This is a genomic window from Streptomyces olivaceoviridis (assembly GCF_014650115.1).
Taxonomy (GTDB): domain Bacteria; phylum Actinomycetota; class Actinomycetes; order Streptomycetales; family Streptomycetaceae; genus Streptomyces; species Streptomyces olivaceoviridis.
In genome coordinates this window covers 431,584-447,374 of sequence record NZ_BMUI01000001.1, presented here as the reverse complement: position 1 = coordinate 447,374, position 15,791 = coordinate 431,584, and the positions used below count along the sequence as shown (strand labels likewise).

The following is a 15,791-nucleotide window of genomic DNA, read 5'->3' as shown; positions in this document are numbered from 1 at the left end:
GGTGGGGGTTACTTCGCCGAGAGTTCCGCCGCCACCAGTTCCGCGATCTGGACCGCGTTCAGCGCGGCGCCCTTGCGGAGGTTGTCGTTGGAGACGAACAGGGCGAGGCCGTTGTCCACCGTCTCGTCGCGGCGGACGCGGCCGACGTACGACGGGTCCTGGCCGGCCGCCTGGAGCGGGGTCGGGATGTCGGAGAGGGCCACGCCCGGCGCCTTCGCGAGCAGCTCGGTGGCGCGCTCCGGGGAGAGCGGGCGGGCGAAGCGGGCGTTGACCTGGAGGGAGTGGCCGGAGAACACCGGCACGCGCACACAGGTGCCGGAGACCTTCAGGCCGGGGATCTCCAGGATCTTGCGGGACTCGTTGCGCAGCTTCTGCTCCTCGTCGGTCTCGTTGAGACCGTCGTCGACGAGGTTGCCGGCGAAGGGCAGCACGTTGAAGGCGATGGTGCGCCGGTAGACCTGCGGCTCGGGGAAGTCGACCGCCGCGCCGTCGTGGGTGAGCTTGTCGGCATCGGCGGCCACCTTCTGCACCTGGCCGTGCAGCTCGGCCACGCCCGCGAGGCCCGAGCCGGACACCGCCTGGTAGGTGGCGACGACCAGCGCCTCCAGGCCGGCCTCCTCGTGCAGCGGCTTGAGCACCGGCATCGCGGCCATCGTGGTGCAGTTCGGGTTGGCGATGATGCCCTTGGGGCGGTCGGCGATGGCGTGCGGGTTCACCTCGGAGACCACCAGCGGGACCTCGGGGTCCTTGCGCCAGGCCGAGGAGTTGTCGATCACGACGGCGCCCTGGGAGGCGACCTTTTCGGCCAGCGCCCTGGAGGTCGCGCCGCCCGCGGAGAAGAGGACGATGTCCAGGCCGGTGTAGTCGGCGGTCGCCGCGTCCTCCACCGTCACGCCGTCCAGCACCGTCCCGGCGGAACGGGCCGAGGCGAACAGGCGCAGCTTCGTGACCGGGAAGTTCCGCTCGGTGAGGATCCTGCGCATGACCGTGCCCACCTGACCGGTGGCTCCGACGATTCCGACCCTCACGGCGACTCCCTCTGTGTGTCTCTTGCCTGACCGGGGCGTTTCCATCATGCGGCCGACCCCGGTCCACCTGTCCAATTCTTTGTCCCGCGTGCCCGAGGAGTGGGACACGGGCACGCGGGAGACGGTTCCGGAGCTTCACCGAACACCCGGCTGAGCTGGAGGAATTCCCTCCGCCGGGGGGCCGCGCCGGAAGCTGTGCCGTCCCGCCCCTGCCCGTCCGGGTCCCGGCCATACGAGGGTGTGACGTACGCCTCTGAAGACGTCCGGCGCCGGCCGAACGTTTCGGCCCGCCGCCACGTCGTAGGGGCAAACGCGTGAGGGGGTGGCTTGTGCTGCGCGGAAAGGCGCGCCGCGACCGAGGGGCGGCGTACGCCGCCGGTACGGACGGTACCGGCGGCGATCCGCTGGACGCGGCCCAGGAACGCCGGGTGCGGGCGGTGCTCGCGCTCGGCGGCGTGCCGCAGTCGGACCTGCCGGACGGGGTGCAGCAGGTCCGGCTGCGGCTGCTGGAGCGGGCCGCGAGCGGGCGCGAGGCGCCGCGGGACGTGTCGGCGTGGGCGGCGGTGGTCGCCTCCAACCTGGCCATGGACTGGCACCGGGCCAAGCGGCGCCAGGAACGGCTGGGGGAGCGGTTGGCCGCGCTGCGCGCGCCCGCGCACGCCTCCGGCGAGGAGACCAGCCTGCTGTCCCTCGCCGTCGCCCGGGGCCTGGACGAGCTGCCGGCCGCCCAGCGGCAGGTGGTCGTGCTGCGCTTCTTCGCCGACCTGCCGGTGCGGGCCATCGCCGAGGAGCTGGGCATCCCCGAGGGCACGGTCAAGAGCAGGCTGCACACGGCGGTCCGCGCACTGCGCGACCGGCTGCACGAGGACGAGGTGGCGTGACATGACCGCCGGACACGAGGACGCGCGGGGCGCCGGACGCGCCGGACGCGACGGACAGCACGGGGAATGCGGGGGGAACGGGGAGAACGGGGAGCGCGGGGAGCAGCGGGGGAACGGCGAGAACGGGGAGCACGGACAGCGCAGGCGGCACGGGGAGCACGGGGAGCAGCGGGGGAGCGGCGGGTACCGCGAGCACGGAGATCACCGCGAGCACGAGGAGAACGACGGCATGGACGCCCTCATGGCCGCGATCACCGGAGACCCCCCGCCGGAGGAGGCCCGGCGGGACCCCGCCTTCCTCGCCGAGCACCGGGCGGCCGAGGCCGACGTGGCCGTGCTGCGGGACCACCTGGCGCGGCTGGCCGAGGCGCTGACGGGGGAGGCGAGCACCGAGGAAGCCGCCGAGGCGTCCCCGGACGCCGTCTCCGCCCTGCCCCCCGCCCCACGCCCCCGCGGCCGTACCCGTCCCTCCGCTGCCACCCGCCCGGCCCGGCCGCCCCGCCCCGGGCGGGCCGGCGGGCCCCGCCGGACCCTGCGGATCGCGCTCGGCTCGCTCGCCGGTGCCGCGGCGTTCTCCCTGGTCCTGGGCTTCGGCTGGCTGGTGGTCCAGGGCGGTGGCGCCGGCGGGGCGGACGACAAGAGCGGGGCCTCGTCGGCGGCCAAGGGCAATGTCGACGCGACGGGCGAGGAGGCCGGGGCCGGCGGGCGGCCGGCACACCCGGAGCGGGAGCTGGCCTGCTCCCGGCTCGTCGTGGAGGGCACCGTGGCGCGGGTGGAACCGGACGAGGACGCGCCCGGCAGCCGGGTCACGCTGACCGTGGTCCGCTCCTACCGGCCCGCGCACGGCCCGGCCGAGGTCCGCTTCCTGCTCGGCGCGGACGCGCGGCCGGCGCCCCGCTCGGGGCAGCACGTGCTGGTGCGGGTCGGCCGGGGCGAGCGGTACGCGAGCCTGTGGGCCGTCGGTGACCGCCGCGTGGCGGCCGAGCGCGCCTGGATCACCGAGGCCCTGCCCGGTTCCCGGACCCTGGCCTGCTCCTCCGCCGACGGCTCCTGAGCCGCGAGGCGGGCCCGGCCGCACCGAACGTTTCCCGCTGCCCCCGCGTCTCAGGACCGACCCGGCGCGCAGGGGCGCCGGGCGGTGAAGAGCGAACCGCGAAGACGGACCGCGAAGACCGACGGTTGAGGGGACATCATGACGACGCCACGGTGGAAGACCGAGCCCGCGGAGCAGGGCGCCCCGCGCCGGCGCCGGCATCTCCTCGTCGCCCTGGGCGCGGTGCTGGTGCTGGGCGGGGCCGGGGGAACGGTGTACACCCTCTCCGAGCAGGGGCACGCGGACGTCGACGGCGGCGAGACGGCCAGCCTGAGCGCCGAGGGACTGGTGGCCTGCGCCTCGGCCGTCGCCGAGGGCCGGGTGGCCCAGGCCGGGCCGGCCGGGGCGGGCCCCGGCTTCCGGGTCGTCCTGCGCGTGGACCGCGCGTACAAGCCGGCCGGCGGGGAAACGCGCCGGCTGGAGTTCCTCACGCCGGAGCCGGACGCCGAGCGGTTCTACCGGGTGGGCGCCCGGATGCTGGTGCTCGTGCCCTCCCACAAGGGCGAGGCGCCGTCGGCCTACCGGGACGGGGACGCCCCGCCGGAGGGGACGGGTGACGCCCTGGAGTGGGCGCGAGCCTGGGTGAAAAAGGCGATTCCGGAGTCCGGGCGGATGAAATGCACGGAAAACGAGGGTGTCGGCTGAGCCGTCCCGCAAATTCGGATGGGCCTATTCCGTTTGGCCGGATACTTACTTGCCGTTGACTGGATTATTACTGTCGCGGCCTGATCCGTCTCGGTCATGATCCCTGGGCCGGTAAAAATTCAACCAGTTCGGGGGTACGGTGAAATCTGTCCGAAGAAAAACCGCCGCCGCGTGCGTATCGGCCGTGGTCCTGTCGATTTCTTTTACGGCCGCCACGCCCGCTTCCGCGCATTTCCTGGGGAACGACTCCGTCGACGACCGGGAAATCCGCTGGGAGGACTCGACCCAGTACGACGACGCGCGGAAGCACGCCATCAACGCCTGGGACAACAGCACGCTCAACCGGATCAACATCGCGCCGGACGCCTGGAACACCATCGCCGACCTGGAGTGGCGCGACTCCAACCGCTCCGACGTCACCTGGGACGGGCTGTGGAAGGCCCGCACCGGAGCGGACGCCATCTACCTGAACACGCGCTACCTCAAGAACTACGGGACGACGAAGCGGCGGGGCGTCGCCACCCACGAGCTGGGCCACGCCCTCGGCCTGGCCCACAGCTACCGTGGCCAGATCATGGTCAACAACACGCCCGACCGGGGCTCGCTGACCACGCCGCAGTCGCACGACAAGGCCGACTACCACGCGCTCTGGGGGTAAGCAGGATGGTATCCATCGGATCCGCGTCCCGGCTGGGCAAGGGCGCCGTTTTCACGGTGGCCGGTCTTGCGGTGGCCGCCGTGGCCGCCTGGGGCGGTGTCCAGGCGGTCGCCGACGACCGTCCCGAATTCAGTGTGCAGTACATGCACGCCAGCACCATCGGGGATTTCAGCGAGGACGAAAAACTCGTGGGTTTCGCCGATTTCGTCTTCCACGGCACGGTGGTGTCCAAGAAGGGCACCACGGAAATCGACGGCATCCCCGAGACCCAGTGGGCCGTGAAGGTGAACGAGGTCTACGAAGGCACTCTCCAGGCCGGTTCCACCACGGTGGTGAACCAGACCGGCGGCTACGACGCGGACAGCAACAGCCTCATGCTGATGGAGGGCGACCTGCCCCTGGAGCCCGGCGAGAGCTACGTCTTCTCCACCCACAGCATGAGCGACCGGTCCTGGTTCACCATGGTGCCGGTCTACGGTGCGCAGCCCGTCGGCAGCACCACGCTGCCGTTCCCGGCGGCGGAGGACATGGACGGCGACGGACAGTCGACGGTCGCCGACCATTGGAAGCAGATGGTGCGCGACCAGGTCCAGCCCGACATCGGCGCGGGCGAGGGACCGGAGCCGACGGACGAGCCCACCGAGCAGCCGTCCGACGTCCCGACCGGCTCCCCGGAGCCCACGGACCCGGCCGAGTGACGGCGGGGAGCGAGTGACGCGAGGAGGGGCGGGAGTCCGTCGGGACGCCCGCCCCTCCTCGGGCGTGTCACCCCGTTACGGAGTGACCTTCTCGATCTTCACGCTGCCGCTGCCCGCGACCGTGCCGCGCGCGTTCACGAGCTGGACCCGCCCGAAGAACTCGCGGCCGACCGGAGCCTGGGCGGCGGCCGTGACCTGGCCGGTCACCGTGGCCGAGGCGCCCGTGCCGAGCTTCACCGGGGCCGAGCCGTCGACCGTGACGGAGCCGAGCGCGGTGGAGAAGAACACGTCCCGGTAGTCGTAGTCCGTCGAGCCGGACGGGACGGAGTAGCCCACGACCTCGATGGTGTAGGTGCCGGCGGCCGGGGACGGCACGGACACCGCCTCCTCCGAGTCGCCGTCGGCGGACTTGCCGACCTCCTTGCCGGAGGCGTCGTACACCATCAGGTCCAGGTCGGCCGCCGTGTCCGAGACGCCTCCGATGGCGACGTCGAGCGAGGTCGCACCGGCCGGGACCTCCACCGTGGTGGTCTGGGTCTCGCCCTCCTTGACGGCCGGGCGGGCCGTCTTGGCGGAACCGAGCGGGCCGCCGACCAGCTTGCCGTCCAGCGCCGCGTACGTGTTGGTCACCTTCCAGGAGGCGGTGGCCGGGGTGCCCGCCTTGGCCTCGGGGACGGTCACGGTCTCCGGGTCGAAGGCCGCGCCGAGGACGGTGACGTCCAGCCGGTACGGGTTGTCGAGCAGCGGGGAGGTCCGCCGGGACTCGACCTCGACCTCCCAGACGCCGGGCTGCGGGTCGGCGTAGGAGCGCACGTCGGGCTTGCAGCCGTTGCCGTCCAGGTAGTTGTTGTAGCAGTACGGGGTCGAGGTGTTGTCGGACGGGACGCCGTACGGGTGGATGGCGATGAACCGGGTCTGGCTCTTGTCCTTCAGCCCGCCGATCGCGACCTCCAGCGACGTCGCGCCCTCGGGCACGGTCAGGAAGTAGGAGCGCGTGCTGTTGCGCTGCACCGAACCGGACGCGGAGTACGTGTACTTCACCGGGGCCGCGACCACGACGGTGGACAGGATCTGCTGGTCGACGCCCTCGGTCCGCGGGTCGTCGACCTCCAGGATGGCGCTCTTGACGCCCTCGGACTTCGGGGCCGCCTGGACCTTGACGGTGACCGGCTGGTTCAGCGGCAGCCTGACGTCGTCGTCGCCGACGATCCGGAAGGTGCCGCCGGCGTTGTTCGCGAGGCGCAGCTCGTGCCGGACCGCCTTGTCCGGGCCGGACGTACGGGTGATCGTCACGTCGTACGTCTTCTTCTCGCCCGCCTTCAGGCCGCCCTCGCGGTCGTACAGGCCGGTGCCGTAGCCCGGGGTCTTGAGGGCGTAGTCGATCGCGGTGTCGACCGGGGCCTTGACGGTGTACTCGTGCGCGGTGGCGCCGTCCTTGATCGACTCCCACGCGTCCACGATGTCGATGAGACCCGCGCCCTCCTCGTACGCCTGCGCACCCTTGATGTGGTCGGCGGTCGAGGTCAGCGCCGTGCGCAGCTTGGCGGGCGTGAGGTCGATGCCCTTCTGCTTCGCGGCGCTCAGCAGCAGCGCGGAGGCGCCGGTGGCCTGCGGGGAGGCCATCGAGGTGCCCTGGAGCATCGAGTAGCCGGCCGGGAGCGAGTAGCCCGCCTCGGCGACCGGGGAGCCCGGCAGCCAGGTCTGGGTGGTGTTGATCGCGGCGCCGGGCGCGCTGAGGGTCGGTGTGAAGCCGCCGTCCTCACGCGGGCCGCGCGAGGAGAAGGGCATCATCGCGTACTTCTTCTCCACCGCCGAGCCGTAGTTCGCGGCCCAGGTCTCCTTGGAGATGGTCGCGCCGACGGAGATCACCTTGTCGGCGAGGCCGGGGTCGCCGATGGTGTTGGCACCGGGGCCGGAGTTGCCGGCGGAGATCACCAGCTGGACGCCGTAGGTGTCGATGAGCCGCGTGTACAGCTCGGCGCGCGCGTTGTTGCCGTCGTTCAGCGCGGGCAGGCCGCCGATCGACATGTTGACGATGTCGACGCCGCGCCGGGTGACGAGGTCGATCATGCCCTCGGTGAGGGCGACGTTGGTGCAGCCGCCGGTCCAGGTGCAGGCCCGCGAGGAGACCAGCTTGGCGCCGGGGGCCGCGCCGTTCATCCTGCCGCCGAACAGGCCGTTGGCGGCGGTGATGCCGGCGACGTGGGTGCCGTGCTCGGACTCGATGACGCCGATGTTGACGTAGTCGGCCTTGGCGCCGGAGGAGTTGTAGACGACGTCCTTGCGGGTCTCGACCACGAAGGGGACGCGCTCCACGACGTCCGACGCCGGGTCGTCGGTGCCGAAGTACCCGACCTGGTAGCCGTCCTTGTACGGCTTCATCGCCGCGTCGTCGGTGAAGTCCAGGTTGTCGTTGGTGTCGACGCGGACCGTGCCGGCGGCCGGGTCGTAGAGCACGCCCCAGGCGTCGGTGGTGTCACCGTCCCGGTTGAGGTCGCCCTTCTCGTCGCCGCCCGCGGTGGCGGACTCGTACATGTAGTTGAACTTGTACGAGCCCTCGGGCGCCGTGAACTTCTCGGTGCCCTGCGAGGCGGTGCTGATGGAGAAGGACGGGCCGGAGACGCCGGTGGTCATCCGCCGCCAGGTGCCGTCGCCGTCGACGACCGGGTCGGTCGCGGTCACCCAGTCGACGATCTTCCGCTCGCCGGTGGTGGTCTTCCGCAGGGCCGGGTGGCCGAGGTCGACGCCGGAGTCCAGGATGCCGATGGTGATGCCGCGGCCGTCCGCCTTCGGGTGGTCCTCGACGAAGTCGACGGCACCGGTCTCGAAGGACGGGTTGTACGGGTTCTCGGCGGGGGTGTTCCTGCCCGGCGCCGGGTACGTGGCGGCAGCGGAGGAGGACGTGGCGCCGCTGGGCGCCGGGTCGTCCAGCGGGATCTCCTGCCGCAGGTCGATGGCCTGGACGGAGGAGAGCTTCACGGCGGCGGCGATCGCCGAGTCCGCCCGGCTGGTGGGGACGGTGGCGCGGACGTAACCGAGCTCGTCGTCGGTACGGCCCACCAGACCGCCGTCGACCGCGTCCAGCTCCGCGGCGACCTGCTCGGTCTTCCCGGGCGAGGTCGCGATCATCATCGTCACGCTCTTGTCGCCGTCGGCCTTGGCCTCGGCGAGCAGGGCGGCGTCGTCGGAGCCGAGCTTGTCGTGGGCGGACTTGACGGCGGGATCGGCGGCCGGGGCGGGGGCCGGGTCCGCGGCGAGGGCCAGGGGCACCGGCCCCGCCGCGGAGAGGGCGGCCACGACGCCCACGGCCACGGCTATGCGGGCCAGGCGTCTCGGACCGGGTATCGGATCACGCTCGGGCGTGTGGATCATCGGCATCCCTCAGGTCAAGGAACGAGCGGACGGGAGCGCTCAGCCTGACCGAAGGGGTGCGATTTTGGGGACCGTTGACCGAATCGAAATCAAGGTATGGGGAAAACCCGCGATGGGAAATGAGCGAATCAAGCCGTTATGGCCCGGAATCAGCTCAACCCTCCTTCGAACGGGCGGAATGCCGTGGGATATTCGCCCGCCGGCCCGGGGCACCGCGCGCTAACGTCCGTCCATGCGACGGAAATTGAGGGTGGCGGCCTACGCCGTGTGCGTCCGCGACGGACAGCTTCTGCTCGCCCGCTCGCCGGCAGCGGACGGCACGCCCGAGTGGGTGCTGCCCGGCGGCGGCATGGAGCACGGCGAGGACCCGTACGACACCGTCCGCCGTGAGGTCGGCGAGGAGACCGGCTACCGCATCGAGGTGACCGGCCTCCTCGGCATCGACTCCTCCCGCCATGTCTTCCCCAGCGGGCGCCCGCGCCGCCGCACCGACCACCACGGGGTGCGCATCCTCTACACGGGTGAGGTCGTCGGCGGCGAACTCCGTTACGAGGTGGGCGGTTCCACCGACCTCGCCGCCTGGCAGGACCTCGACGCCGTACCCGGGCTGACCCGGGTGCGGCTGGTCGACACCGCGCTGCGGCTGTGGCGCGAACAGCCGCCGCACGGACACCTGGAGGGCCTTCCCCTGCCCCGGCAGTTGAACGAGGAGTGACCGGTGCCGGTCGACCGGTGATCCGCTCCATGACCGCGCCCGGTGACCCGTGATCCACGTACGGTGATTGGCGCCGCGCGTTGCCGCCGCGTTCACGCGCAGGTCATCCCCGGTGCCAACGATCCACAGTGAGCGGGGCGTTCGCGTCCGTGACGGCCCGCGACCACTGCCGACGCGTTCGCACTCGGGGAGACCGCGCATGTCGCGCATACGCTCTGTCGCCACCTCCGTCCCGGGGGTCAACCGCCGTACCGTCCTCGCCGCCGCCGGAGCGGTCTCGCTCTCCGCGGGTGTCGGCTACGCCCTGCGCCCGGCCGACGGCGAGGCCGTCACCGCCGCCGAGGAGCCCGTCGCCCACAGCGGGCGGGCCGCCGCCGCCCCGCTCGCCCCCTACACCAAGGGCACGACACTCGCCTCCGTCGCCGCCCCCCGCAACAGCTCCGGCTACCGCCGCCTCGGCGACGGTCCCGGCTGGAAGCGGGTCGTGCGCGGCGAGCTGGCCACGCCCAAGGCCGGCCGCGCGAGCCGCCGCAAGACCCTCGCCGCGTTCGTGCAATTCACTGACATGCACCTGACGGATGTGCAGCACCCCCTGCGCGCCGAGTTCGTGCGCGCCGCCGACCCGCACGCCTGGCGCCCGCAGGAGGCGCTGACCGTGCAGGGTGCCATCGCCTTCGTCGAACGGGTCAACGCGCTGCGCGGCGGGCCCGTCACCGGCGCTCCGCTCCACTTCGTCATGACCACCGGCGACAACACCGACAACAACGCGCGGTGCGAGCTGGAGTGGTACATGAAGGTGATGAGCGGTGGCCGCTTCACCCCGAACTCCGGCGACCCGGCGCACTACGAAGGCGTGCAGAACAGCGGTCTGAAGCTGTACTGGCAGCCCGACGCCGTCCTGCGCGACCACGACAAGGCGCTCGGCTTCCCGCACCTGGAGGGCTTCCTGGCCGCCGCGATCCGCGAGGTGCGCAGCCCCGGCCTCAAGCTGCCCTGGTACTCCACCGTCGGCAACCACGACATGCTCCAGCTCGGCGTCTACGGCTCCCACGGCGACCCCTACCTGGCCGAGGCCGCCATCGGCGGCAGGAAGCTGATGACCGTGGCCGCCGCAGAGGCGGAGAAGTTCCGGGACACCAACAAGAACGCCCGGGACCCGCGGGGCGCCGGCTACCGGGACTTCCTCAAGGCGCACGCGCGTGCCATGCGTGCCGTCACCCCCGACGAGAAGCGGGCACCGTACACGCCCGCCGACTACCTCAAGGCCCACCTCGACCCCGCCCACCAGGGCGTCGGCCCGGTCGGGCACGGCTACTCCTCCGCGAACCTCGACGCCGGGACCCAGTACTACTCCTTCCGGGTCTCCGACGACGTCATCGGGATCAGCCTCGACACCAACGACGCCGGCGGCCACTTCGAGGGCTCCCTCGGCACCGCCCAGCTGAAGTGGCTGGACAAGACCCTGACGGACCACAAGGACTCCTACGCCGTCGTCTTCAGCCACCACACCAGCAAGACCATGACCAACACCCGCCCCGACCCGGCCCGCCCCGGCGAGCGCCGGCACACCGGCGAGGAACTGGTGGCCCTCCTCTCCCGGCACCGCAATGTGCTCGCCTGGGTGAACGGCCACGTCCACAAGAACATCATCACCCCGCACGCGGCCTCCGGCGGGCGCTCCTTCTGGGAGGTCTCCACCGCCTCGCACATCGACTACCCCCAGCTCGCCCGCATCGTCGAGCTGGTCGACAACAAGGACGGCACGCTCTCCGTCTTCACCACCCTCATCGAGTCCGCGGCCCCGCACCGCACCGACTTCGCGGACCTCTCGCAGACCGGCCTCGCCGCCCTCTACCGCGAGCTGTCCTTCAACGCGCCCGGCGCCGGCAAGACCTTCGCGGGCAAGGCGGCCGACAGGAACACCGAGCTGGTGCTGAAGAAGGGCTGATATTCACTCAACCGGAGTACACCCGGGCAACCTTCGCACAACGCTCCCGGGTCCCTTCCCCCGACCGCACCGGCACACCACAGGTTGGGGAAGACATGCGCGCACGCACAGCTCTGGTGGGCGGCACCGCCCTGCTCCTTGCCGCAGCCCTCGCGGGGCCGGCCGTCGCGGCCGGTCCCGCACCCCACGAGCGCACCCGCGAGGCCGTCGAGGCGGCGGTCGAGGCCGGTGCCCCCGGCGCGACCGTCACCGCGCGCGACGGCCACGGCGTCTGGTCCGCCACCGCCGGCGTGGGCGACACCCGCACGGGCGAGCCGCGCTCGCCCGCCGACCGCTTCCGCGTCGCCAGCATCACCAAGACCTTCGTCGCCACCGTCCTGCTCCAGCTGGAGGCGGAGGGCCGGGTCTCGCTCGACGACCCGGTGGAGCGGTGGCTGCCGGGCGTGGTCCGCGGCCACGGCCACGACGGCCGCCGGATCACCGTCCGGCAACTGCTGAACCACACCAGCGGCATCCACGACTACCTCGCCGACCCCGGCTTCCGCAGCGCCTACTTCACCCAGGACGGTTTCTTCCGGCACCGCTTCGACACCCTCACCCCGCGGGACCTGGTGGACCTCGCCATGCGGCACGCGCCGGACTTCGCGCCGGGCACCTCCTGGCGGTACTCCAACACCAACTACGTCGTCGCCGGGATGGTGATCGAGAAGGTCACGGGCCGGCCGTACGCCACCGAGATCAACCGCCGGATCATCGCCCCGCTGCGCCTGAGGGCGACCTCCGTGCCCGGCACCCGGGTCACCCTGCCGCGGCCGAGCAGCAGGGCGTACTCGACGTTCGCGGTCCCCGGCGGCCCGGCGTACGACGTCACGGAGCTCAACCCGTCCATCGCCTCCTCCGCCGGAGAGATGATCTCGGACTCCGCCGACCTGTCCCGCTTCTACGGCGCCCTGCTCGGTGGCGAGCTGCTCCCGGCCCGGCAGCTGAAGGAGATGAAGACCACGGTGGCCACCGAGGCCGACGCCCCTCGGATCCGGTACGGGCTCGGCCTCATGAACACCCGGCTGACCTGCGGCGTGCGCGTCTGGGGACACGACGGCGGCATCCACGGCTCGGTGTCCGAGGCGGCATCGACGGCGGACGGCCGGCACTCCGTGGCGGTCAACCTCAACGGGGACTGGGCCGGGGACACGAGGGACGTGCTGGAGAAGGAATTCTGTTAGCCAACGTTTCGTCCGCGTAGTCCCGCGTTCATTCGCGCGCAATGTCCGTACCGCCTCATATCGGCTAACCCGCTGTTCACGGGGATGGCTCGATTTTTGTGCGAGGCGGGTGGTCGTGTGCGCGCGAGGCACGGACTGCGTGTGCTGTCGGTCTACGAGGGTTTCTTCTCCGGAGGGGCCCGGATCGTGCACTCCGACGTCGTTCTGGGACTGGCCGAGGGCGGCCAGTCCCACCAGGTACTCAGCATCCACGGCGAGGTCCACCGCGAGGCCACCCGGCAGCGCATGGAGGACGACGCCTGCTACCGGGCGCTGACCGCCGGCGGGGTCGGCGTCACCTCGCTCGGCCGCACCGCGGGGCTGGTGGACGGCACGGTCGCGGCGAACGTTTTCAGCGGGCCCGAGCTGGCCGAAACCGCGCGGTCCATGGCCGCGGCGGACGTGATCCTGTCGCTGAAGGAGCAGCCGCTGGCACTGATCGACCAGGCCGGGCTGCCCCGCCGCCCGGTGGTGGTCTGCCTGCACCGCTCCGACCCGGAGAACCAGGGCCCGGCGCTGGCCGAGCTGAAGGCCGCCATCGCCGACGGCACCGTGGTGGCCTGCGTGTGCTGCGCCGAGTCCACGCGGGACGCCTACGCGGCGGCCGGCGTCCCGCGCGAGCTGCTGCACGTCATCCCCAACGGGGTGGACCTGCTCCGCTTCCGTCCGGACCCGGCGGCCCGCGCGGCGTTGCGCGCCTCGCTGGGCATCCCGGCCCCCGCACCGGTGACCGTCTTCGCGGCCCGCTACGCCGCGATGAAGAACGTCCCGCTCTTCCTGCGCGCCGCCCGCGCCTGGCTCGCCCGCGAGCCCGAGGGGCACGTGCTGATGTGCGGCGCGGGCATGAACGGCGCCAACCCGGCGCTGTGGGCCGACATCGAGATCGCGTTCGGCGCCGACCGGCACCTCGCGGAGCGGGTGCGCCTGCTCGGCGTACGCCATGACATGGAGACCGTGTACGCCGCCGCCGACGTCGTCGCCCTCACCTCCGCCTCCGGGGAGGCGGCGCCGCTGTGCCTGATCGAGGGCATGATGTGCGGCGCGGTCCCGGTGACGACGGACGTGGGCGACAGCGCGCGGATCGTCCGGGGCCACGGGTTCGTGACCCCGCAGGACCCCGAGGCCATCGCCCTGGCCTGGTCGGCGGCGGTCGCCGACCGCGCCGTACTGGCCCCGGCGCTGGCGGCGAGCCGCGAACGCTTCAGCCGTACGCGCATGATCGCGGCGTACGCCGCCCTGCTCGACGGCGTGCACACCGAGGCCTCGCGCCTGCCCGAGCCGCTGTAGCGGTCACGACACCCGGGTGAGCACCGGGAGGTAGCCGAGGGACTGCCCCGGTGCCGTCGGGTGGTACGACTCGGTGATCGCCAGCACGTCGACACCGCGCAGCCAGGGCCGGGACGAGCAGATCTCGTGCCCGGCGAAGGCGGCGGTGACGTCGGCGAAGGTGAACCCGTGGGCGGTGGCGCGCCGGGCGATCACGGCGTTGAGGTGGTCCACGGCGTCGTTCAGCGTGGCGCGTTCGCTGTCCGGGAGGCCCAGCGCGCAGGCGCCCTGGAGGTGGTACAGGTGCGGGTAGCCGAGGACCACGACGCGGGCGGCGGGGGCCCGGTCCCGGATGGCCGAGTAGAGCCGGTCGAGGCTGCCCGAGAGGGACCCGTCCATCGTGGTGCGGGCCCGGGAGACGGCGGACAGGCACCCCTTGGCGCCGCCCAGCGCGCAGTTCGCGATGACGGAGACGAAGCCCGAGTCGCTGCCGCCGACGGTGAGCGTGACCAGCCCGGTGCGCGGGCTGAGGTGGCCGAGCTGGTCGGCCAGGACGTCGTCGGCGCCGGCGCCGTTGCACGCGGCGAAGGTGAAGGACGCCGGCGCGTGGGCCTCGGCCCACAGCACGGGGAAGGCCCGGTTGCTGCGCTTGCACTCCTTGCCGGAGTCCAGGTAGTCACCGGCTCCGGCACCGGAGGAGTAGGAGTCGCCGAGGGCCACGTAGCCGCCGGCCGTGGTGCGGGGCGCCACTTGCGCCGTCGCCGGATCGGCGAACGCGCACGCGGCCGCGAGGAGGAGGGAGCACGCGCCTGCCGCTATTCGGGGGTGTCTCATGACTCTCCTCTACCGTGGCCCGCCCCCGCCCCGCCCGCCCTGCGCGTCCGTTCCGGTGACCGCTCACCCGGTCGGCGCAGGAAAACTGGAGGAGCGGGCGGACCGTCGCTAGCGGGGCAGCACCACGACGTACGCCGCCGGGTCGCGGTCCCCGGACGCCATCAGCGCGGTCCGCACCACGGCGGCCTGCTGCTCCGTGGAGTCCCGCAGCTTCCTGGGCGTGATGTACACGACCGTGATGCCGAGTCGTTCCAGGAGCTCGCGCTTGCGGGCGTACTCGGACCACAGCGCGTCGTCGTCCTGCCCCTGCCCCTGCCCCTGGCCCTGGCCCTGGCCCTGGCCCTGGCCTTGTCCCTGGTCCTGCCGGTGGCCTCGCCGGGGCGCGCGCGTGTCCAGTTCGACGGCGACCGCCTGGTCCGGCCAGTAGGCGTCCAGGCCGCCCAGGTGCGGGCCGCCGGGCAGGCGCAGGTCGACGTTCCAGACCGGGTCGGGCAGGCCGTACTCGCGGACCATCCGGTACAGGCGGTCCTCGGCGATCGAGCGGCCCTCCGCGAGCAGCGCGTCCACGGCGTCCACCACGTGCGGGCGGGTCAGCAGCTTGGCGAGGGTCAGCTCCCGGACGACCGCCGCCGGTTCGCAGTGGCCGCCGCGCACCGCCTCGGTCAGCAGCCGCCGTACCGCCTCCGCGTCCCTCAGCTCCGCCACCGCGTCCGCCAGCGCCCGGGGCACCGGCGCCACCGGCAGCCCGGTCACCGTCTGCGGGACGGGCAGGTCGCAGGTGCGCAGGACGCGGACGTAGCGGGTGGAGCGCAGCCGGCGCCGGCGCGGGACCAGGACGTCCACGTGGTCCAGGGCGGTCGGCGGCGGGGTGGACGAGAAGCCGTGCAGGGCCAGCGCCGCCAGTCCGGTGAGCACCGCCTCCTGGTACAGCGGCCGGTGCGGGCTCCCGGCCGTCGGCTGGACCGGGACGCCCGGCTCCGTCGCGCGGGCCGCGTACAGCAGGGCCCCGTGCAGCCGCTCCTCGCCGGTGGGCGGGCCGGAGTGCAGCAGGATCACGTGCGGGAGCAGTTCCCGCCAGGGGCCGTCGGGCCGGCACCGCTCGGTCAGCTCGGCCGGCGTCACGCCGTGGGCGCGCAGCTGGGCGGCCGTCAGGACGCGGCGGTGGACGTCGGCGAGGTGGCGGAGGGGGCGGGGGGAGAGCGGGATGTTGTGGGTCATGGCCTCGGGATTCCCGCGCCCGGTCCGGACCGTAACCGCTGTTACACGCCCGTCGAGAAATGCGGACAAGGCGGGACTAAAGGTCAGGTGTTCGGATGCCGAGTAGGAAAGCAAAACCCCTGGTCCGATCGGGTGCGGACCAGGGGTTACGGCTATGTTTGCCCGAATTTCGT

The 15,791-nt window shown here is 72.6% G+C and carries 13 protein-coding genes; 9 read left to right on the top strand and 4 right to left on the bottom strand.

Annotation, left to right across the window (positions count from 1 at the left end; genetic code table 11):
• Positions 1–8: 8 nt before the first annotated feature.
• Positions 9–1,028 carry an aspartate-semialdehyde dehydrogenase gene (locus tag IE273_RS02005; RefSeq protein ID WP_189813360.1) on the bottom strand — a complete coding sequence of 340 codons (1,020 nt, stop codon included), beginning with the start codon at positions 1,026–1,028 and terminating at the stop codon, positions 9–11.
• A gap of 329 nt (positions 1,029–1,357) precedes the next feature.
• On the opposite strand from IE273_RS02005, the gene IE273_RS02000 reads away from it, so the two are divergent.
• The 5 genes from IE273_RS02000 (at position 1,358) to IE273_RS01980 (ending at position 5,003) form a co-directional block, all read left to right on the top strand.
• Entirely contained in the window at positions 1,358–1,909 is a 552-nt protein-coding gene (locus tag IE273_RS02000; RefSeq protein ID WP_373309295.1) for an RNA polymerase sigma factor, read from the top strand.
• A gap of 1 nt (position 1,910) precedes the next feature.
• Complete coding sequence (locus IE273_RS01995) at positions 1,911–2,963, top strand: hypothetical protein (RefSeq protein ID WP_189813359.1); 1,053 nt, start codon at positions 1,911–1,913, stop codon at positions 2,961–2,963.
• A 138-nt stretch (positions 2,964–3,101) separates the two neighbouring features.
• On the top strand, positions 3,102–3,647 hold the full coding sequence (locus tag IE273_RS01990; protein ID WP_189813358.1) for a flagellar basal body-associated FliL family protein: 546 nt from the start codon (positions 3,102–3,104) through the stop codon (positions 3,645–3,647).
• A gap of 184 nt (positions 3,648–3,831) precedes the next feature.
• The gene (locus tag IE273_RS01985) at positions 3,832–4,305 is read left to right on the top strand and encodes a matrixin family metalloprotease (RefSeq protein ID WP_189813357.1); all 474 of its coding nucleotides are present in this window, start codon (positions 3,832–3,834) and stop codon (positions 4,303–4,305) included.
• 5 nt (positions 4,306–4,310) lie between these two features.
• Positions 4,311–5,003, top strand: coding sequence for a hypothetical protein (locus tag IE273_RS01980; RefSeq protein ID WP_189813356.1), 693 nt, complete (start codon positions 4,311–4,313; stop codon positions 5,001–5,003).
• Positions 5,004–5,078: 75 nt separating this feature from the next.
• Here the strand turns inward: IE273_RS01980 and IE273_RS01975 are convergent, their stop codons facing one another.
• Positions 5,079–8,375, bottom strand: coding sequence for a S8 family serine peptidase (locus tag IE273_RS01975; protein WP_189813355.1), 3,297 nt, complete (start codon positions 8,373–8,375; stop codon positions 5,079–5,081).
• A gap of 250 nt (positions 8,376–8,625) precedes the next feature.
• Between IE273_RS01975 and IE273_RS01970 the strand changes: the two genes are divergently transcribed.
• The 4 genes from IE273_RS01970 (at position 8,626) to IE273_RS01955 (ending at position 13,587) form a co-directional block, all read left to right on the top strand.
• Entirely contained in the window at positions 8,626–9,090 is a 465-nt protein-coding gene (locus tag IE273_RS01970) for an NUDIX hydrolase (RefSeq protein ID WP_189813702.1), read from the top strand.
• Positions 9,091–9,289: 199 nt separating this feature from the next.
• A complete protein-coding gene (locus IE273_RS01965) occupies positions 9,290–11,038 on the top strand; it encodes a TIGR03767 family metallophosphoesterase (protein WP_189813354.1) in 1,749 nt (582 codons plus the stop codon).
• A 95-nt stretch (positions 11,039–11,133) separates the two neighbouring features.
• Positions 11,134–12,261, top strand: a complete 1,128-nt coding sequence (locus IE273_RS01960; RefSeq protein WP_229887039.1) for a serine hydrolase domain-containing protein — start codon at positions 11,134–11,136, stop codon at positions 12,259–12,261.
• Positions 12,262–12,402: 141 nt separating this feature from the next.
• Positions 12,403–13,587, top strand: a complete 1,185-nt coding sequence (locus IE273_RS01955; RefSeq protein ID WP_189813700.1) for a glycosyltransferase — start codon at positions 12,403–12,405, stop codon at positions 13,585–13,587.
• A 3-nt stretch (positions 13,588–13,590) separates the two neighbouring features.
• Here the strand turns inward: IE273_RS01955 and IE273_RS01950 are convergent, their stop codons facing one another.
• Together IE273_RS01950 and IE273_RS01945 are read right to left on the bottom strand one after the other, a co-directional pair.
• Positions 13,591–14,400 carry an SGNH/GDSL hydrolase family protein gene (locus IE273_RS01950; RefSeq protein WP_189813353.1) on the bottom strand — a complete coding sequence of 270 codons (810 nt, stop codon included), beginning with the start codon at positions 14,398–14,400 and terminating at the stop codon, positions 13,591–13,593.
• Positions 14,401–14,508: 108 nt separating this feature from the next.
• Entirely contained in the window at positions 14,509–15,618 is a 1,110-nt protein-coding gene (locus IE273_RS01945; protein WP_189813352.1) for a hypothetical protein, read from the bottom strand.
• Between the last annotated feature and the right edge of the window lie 173 nt (positions 15,619–15,791).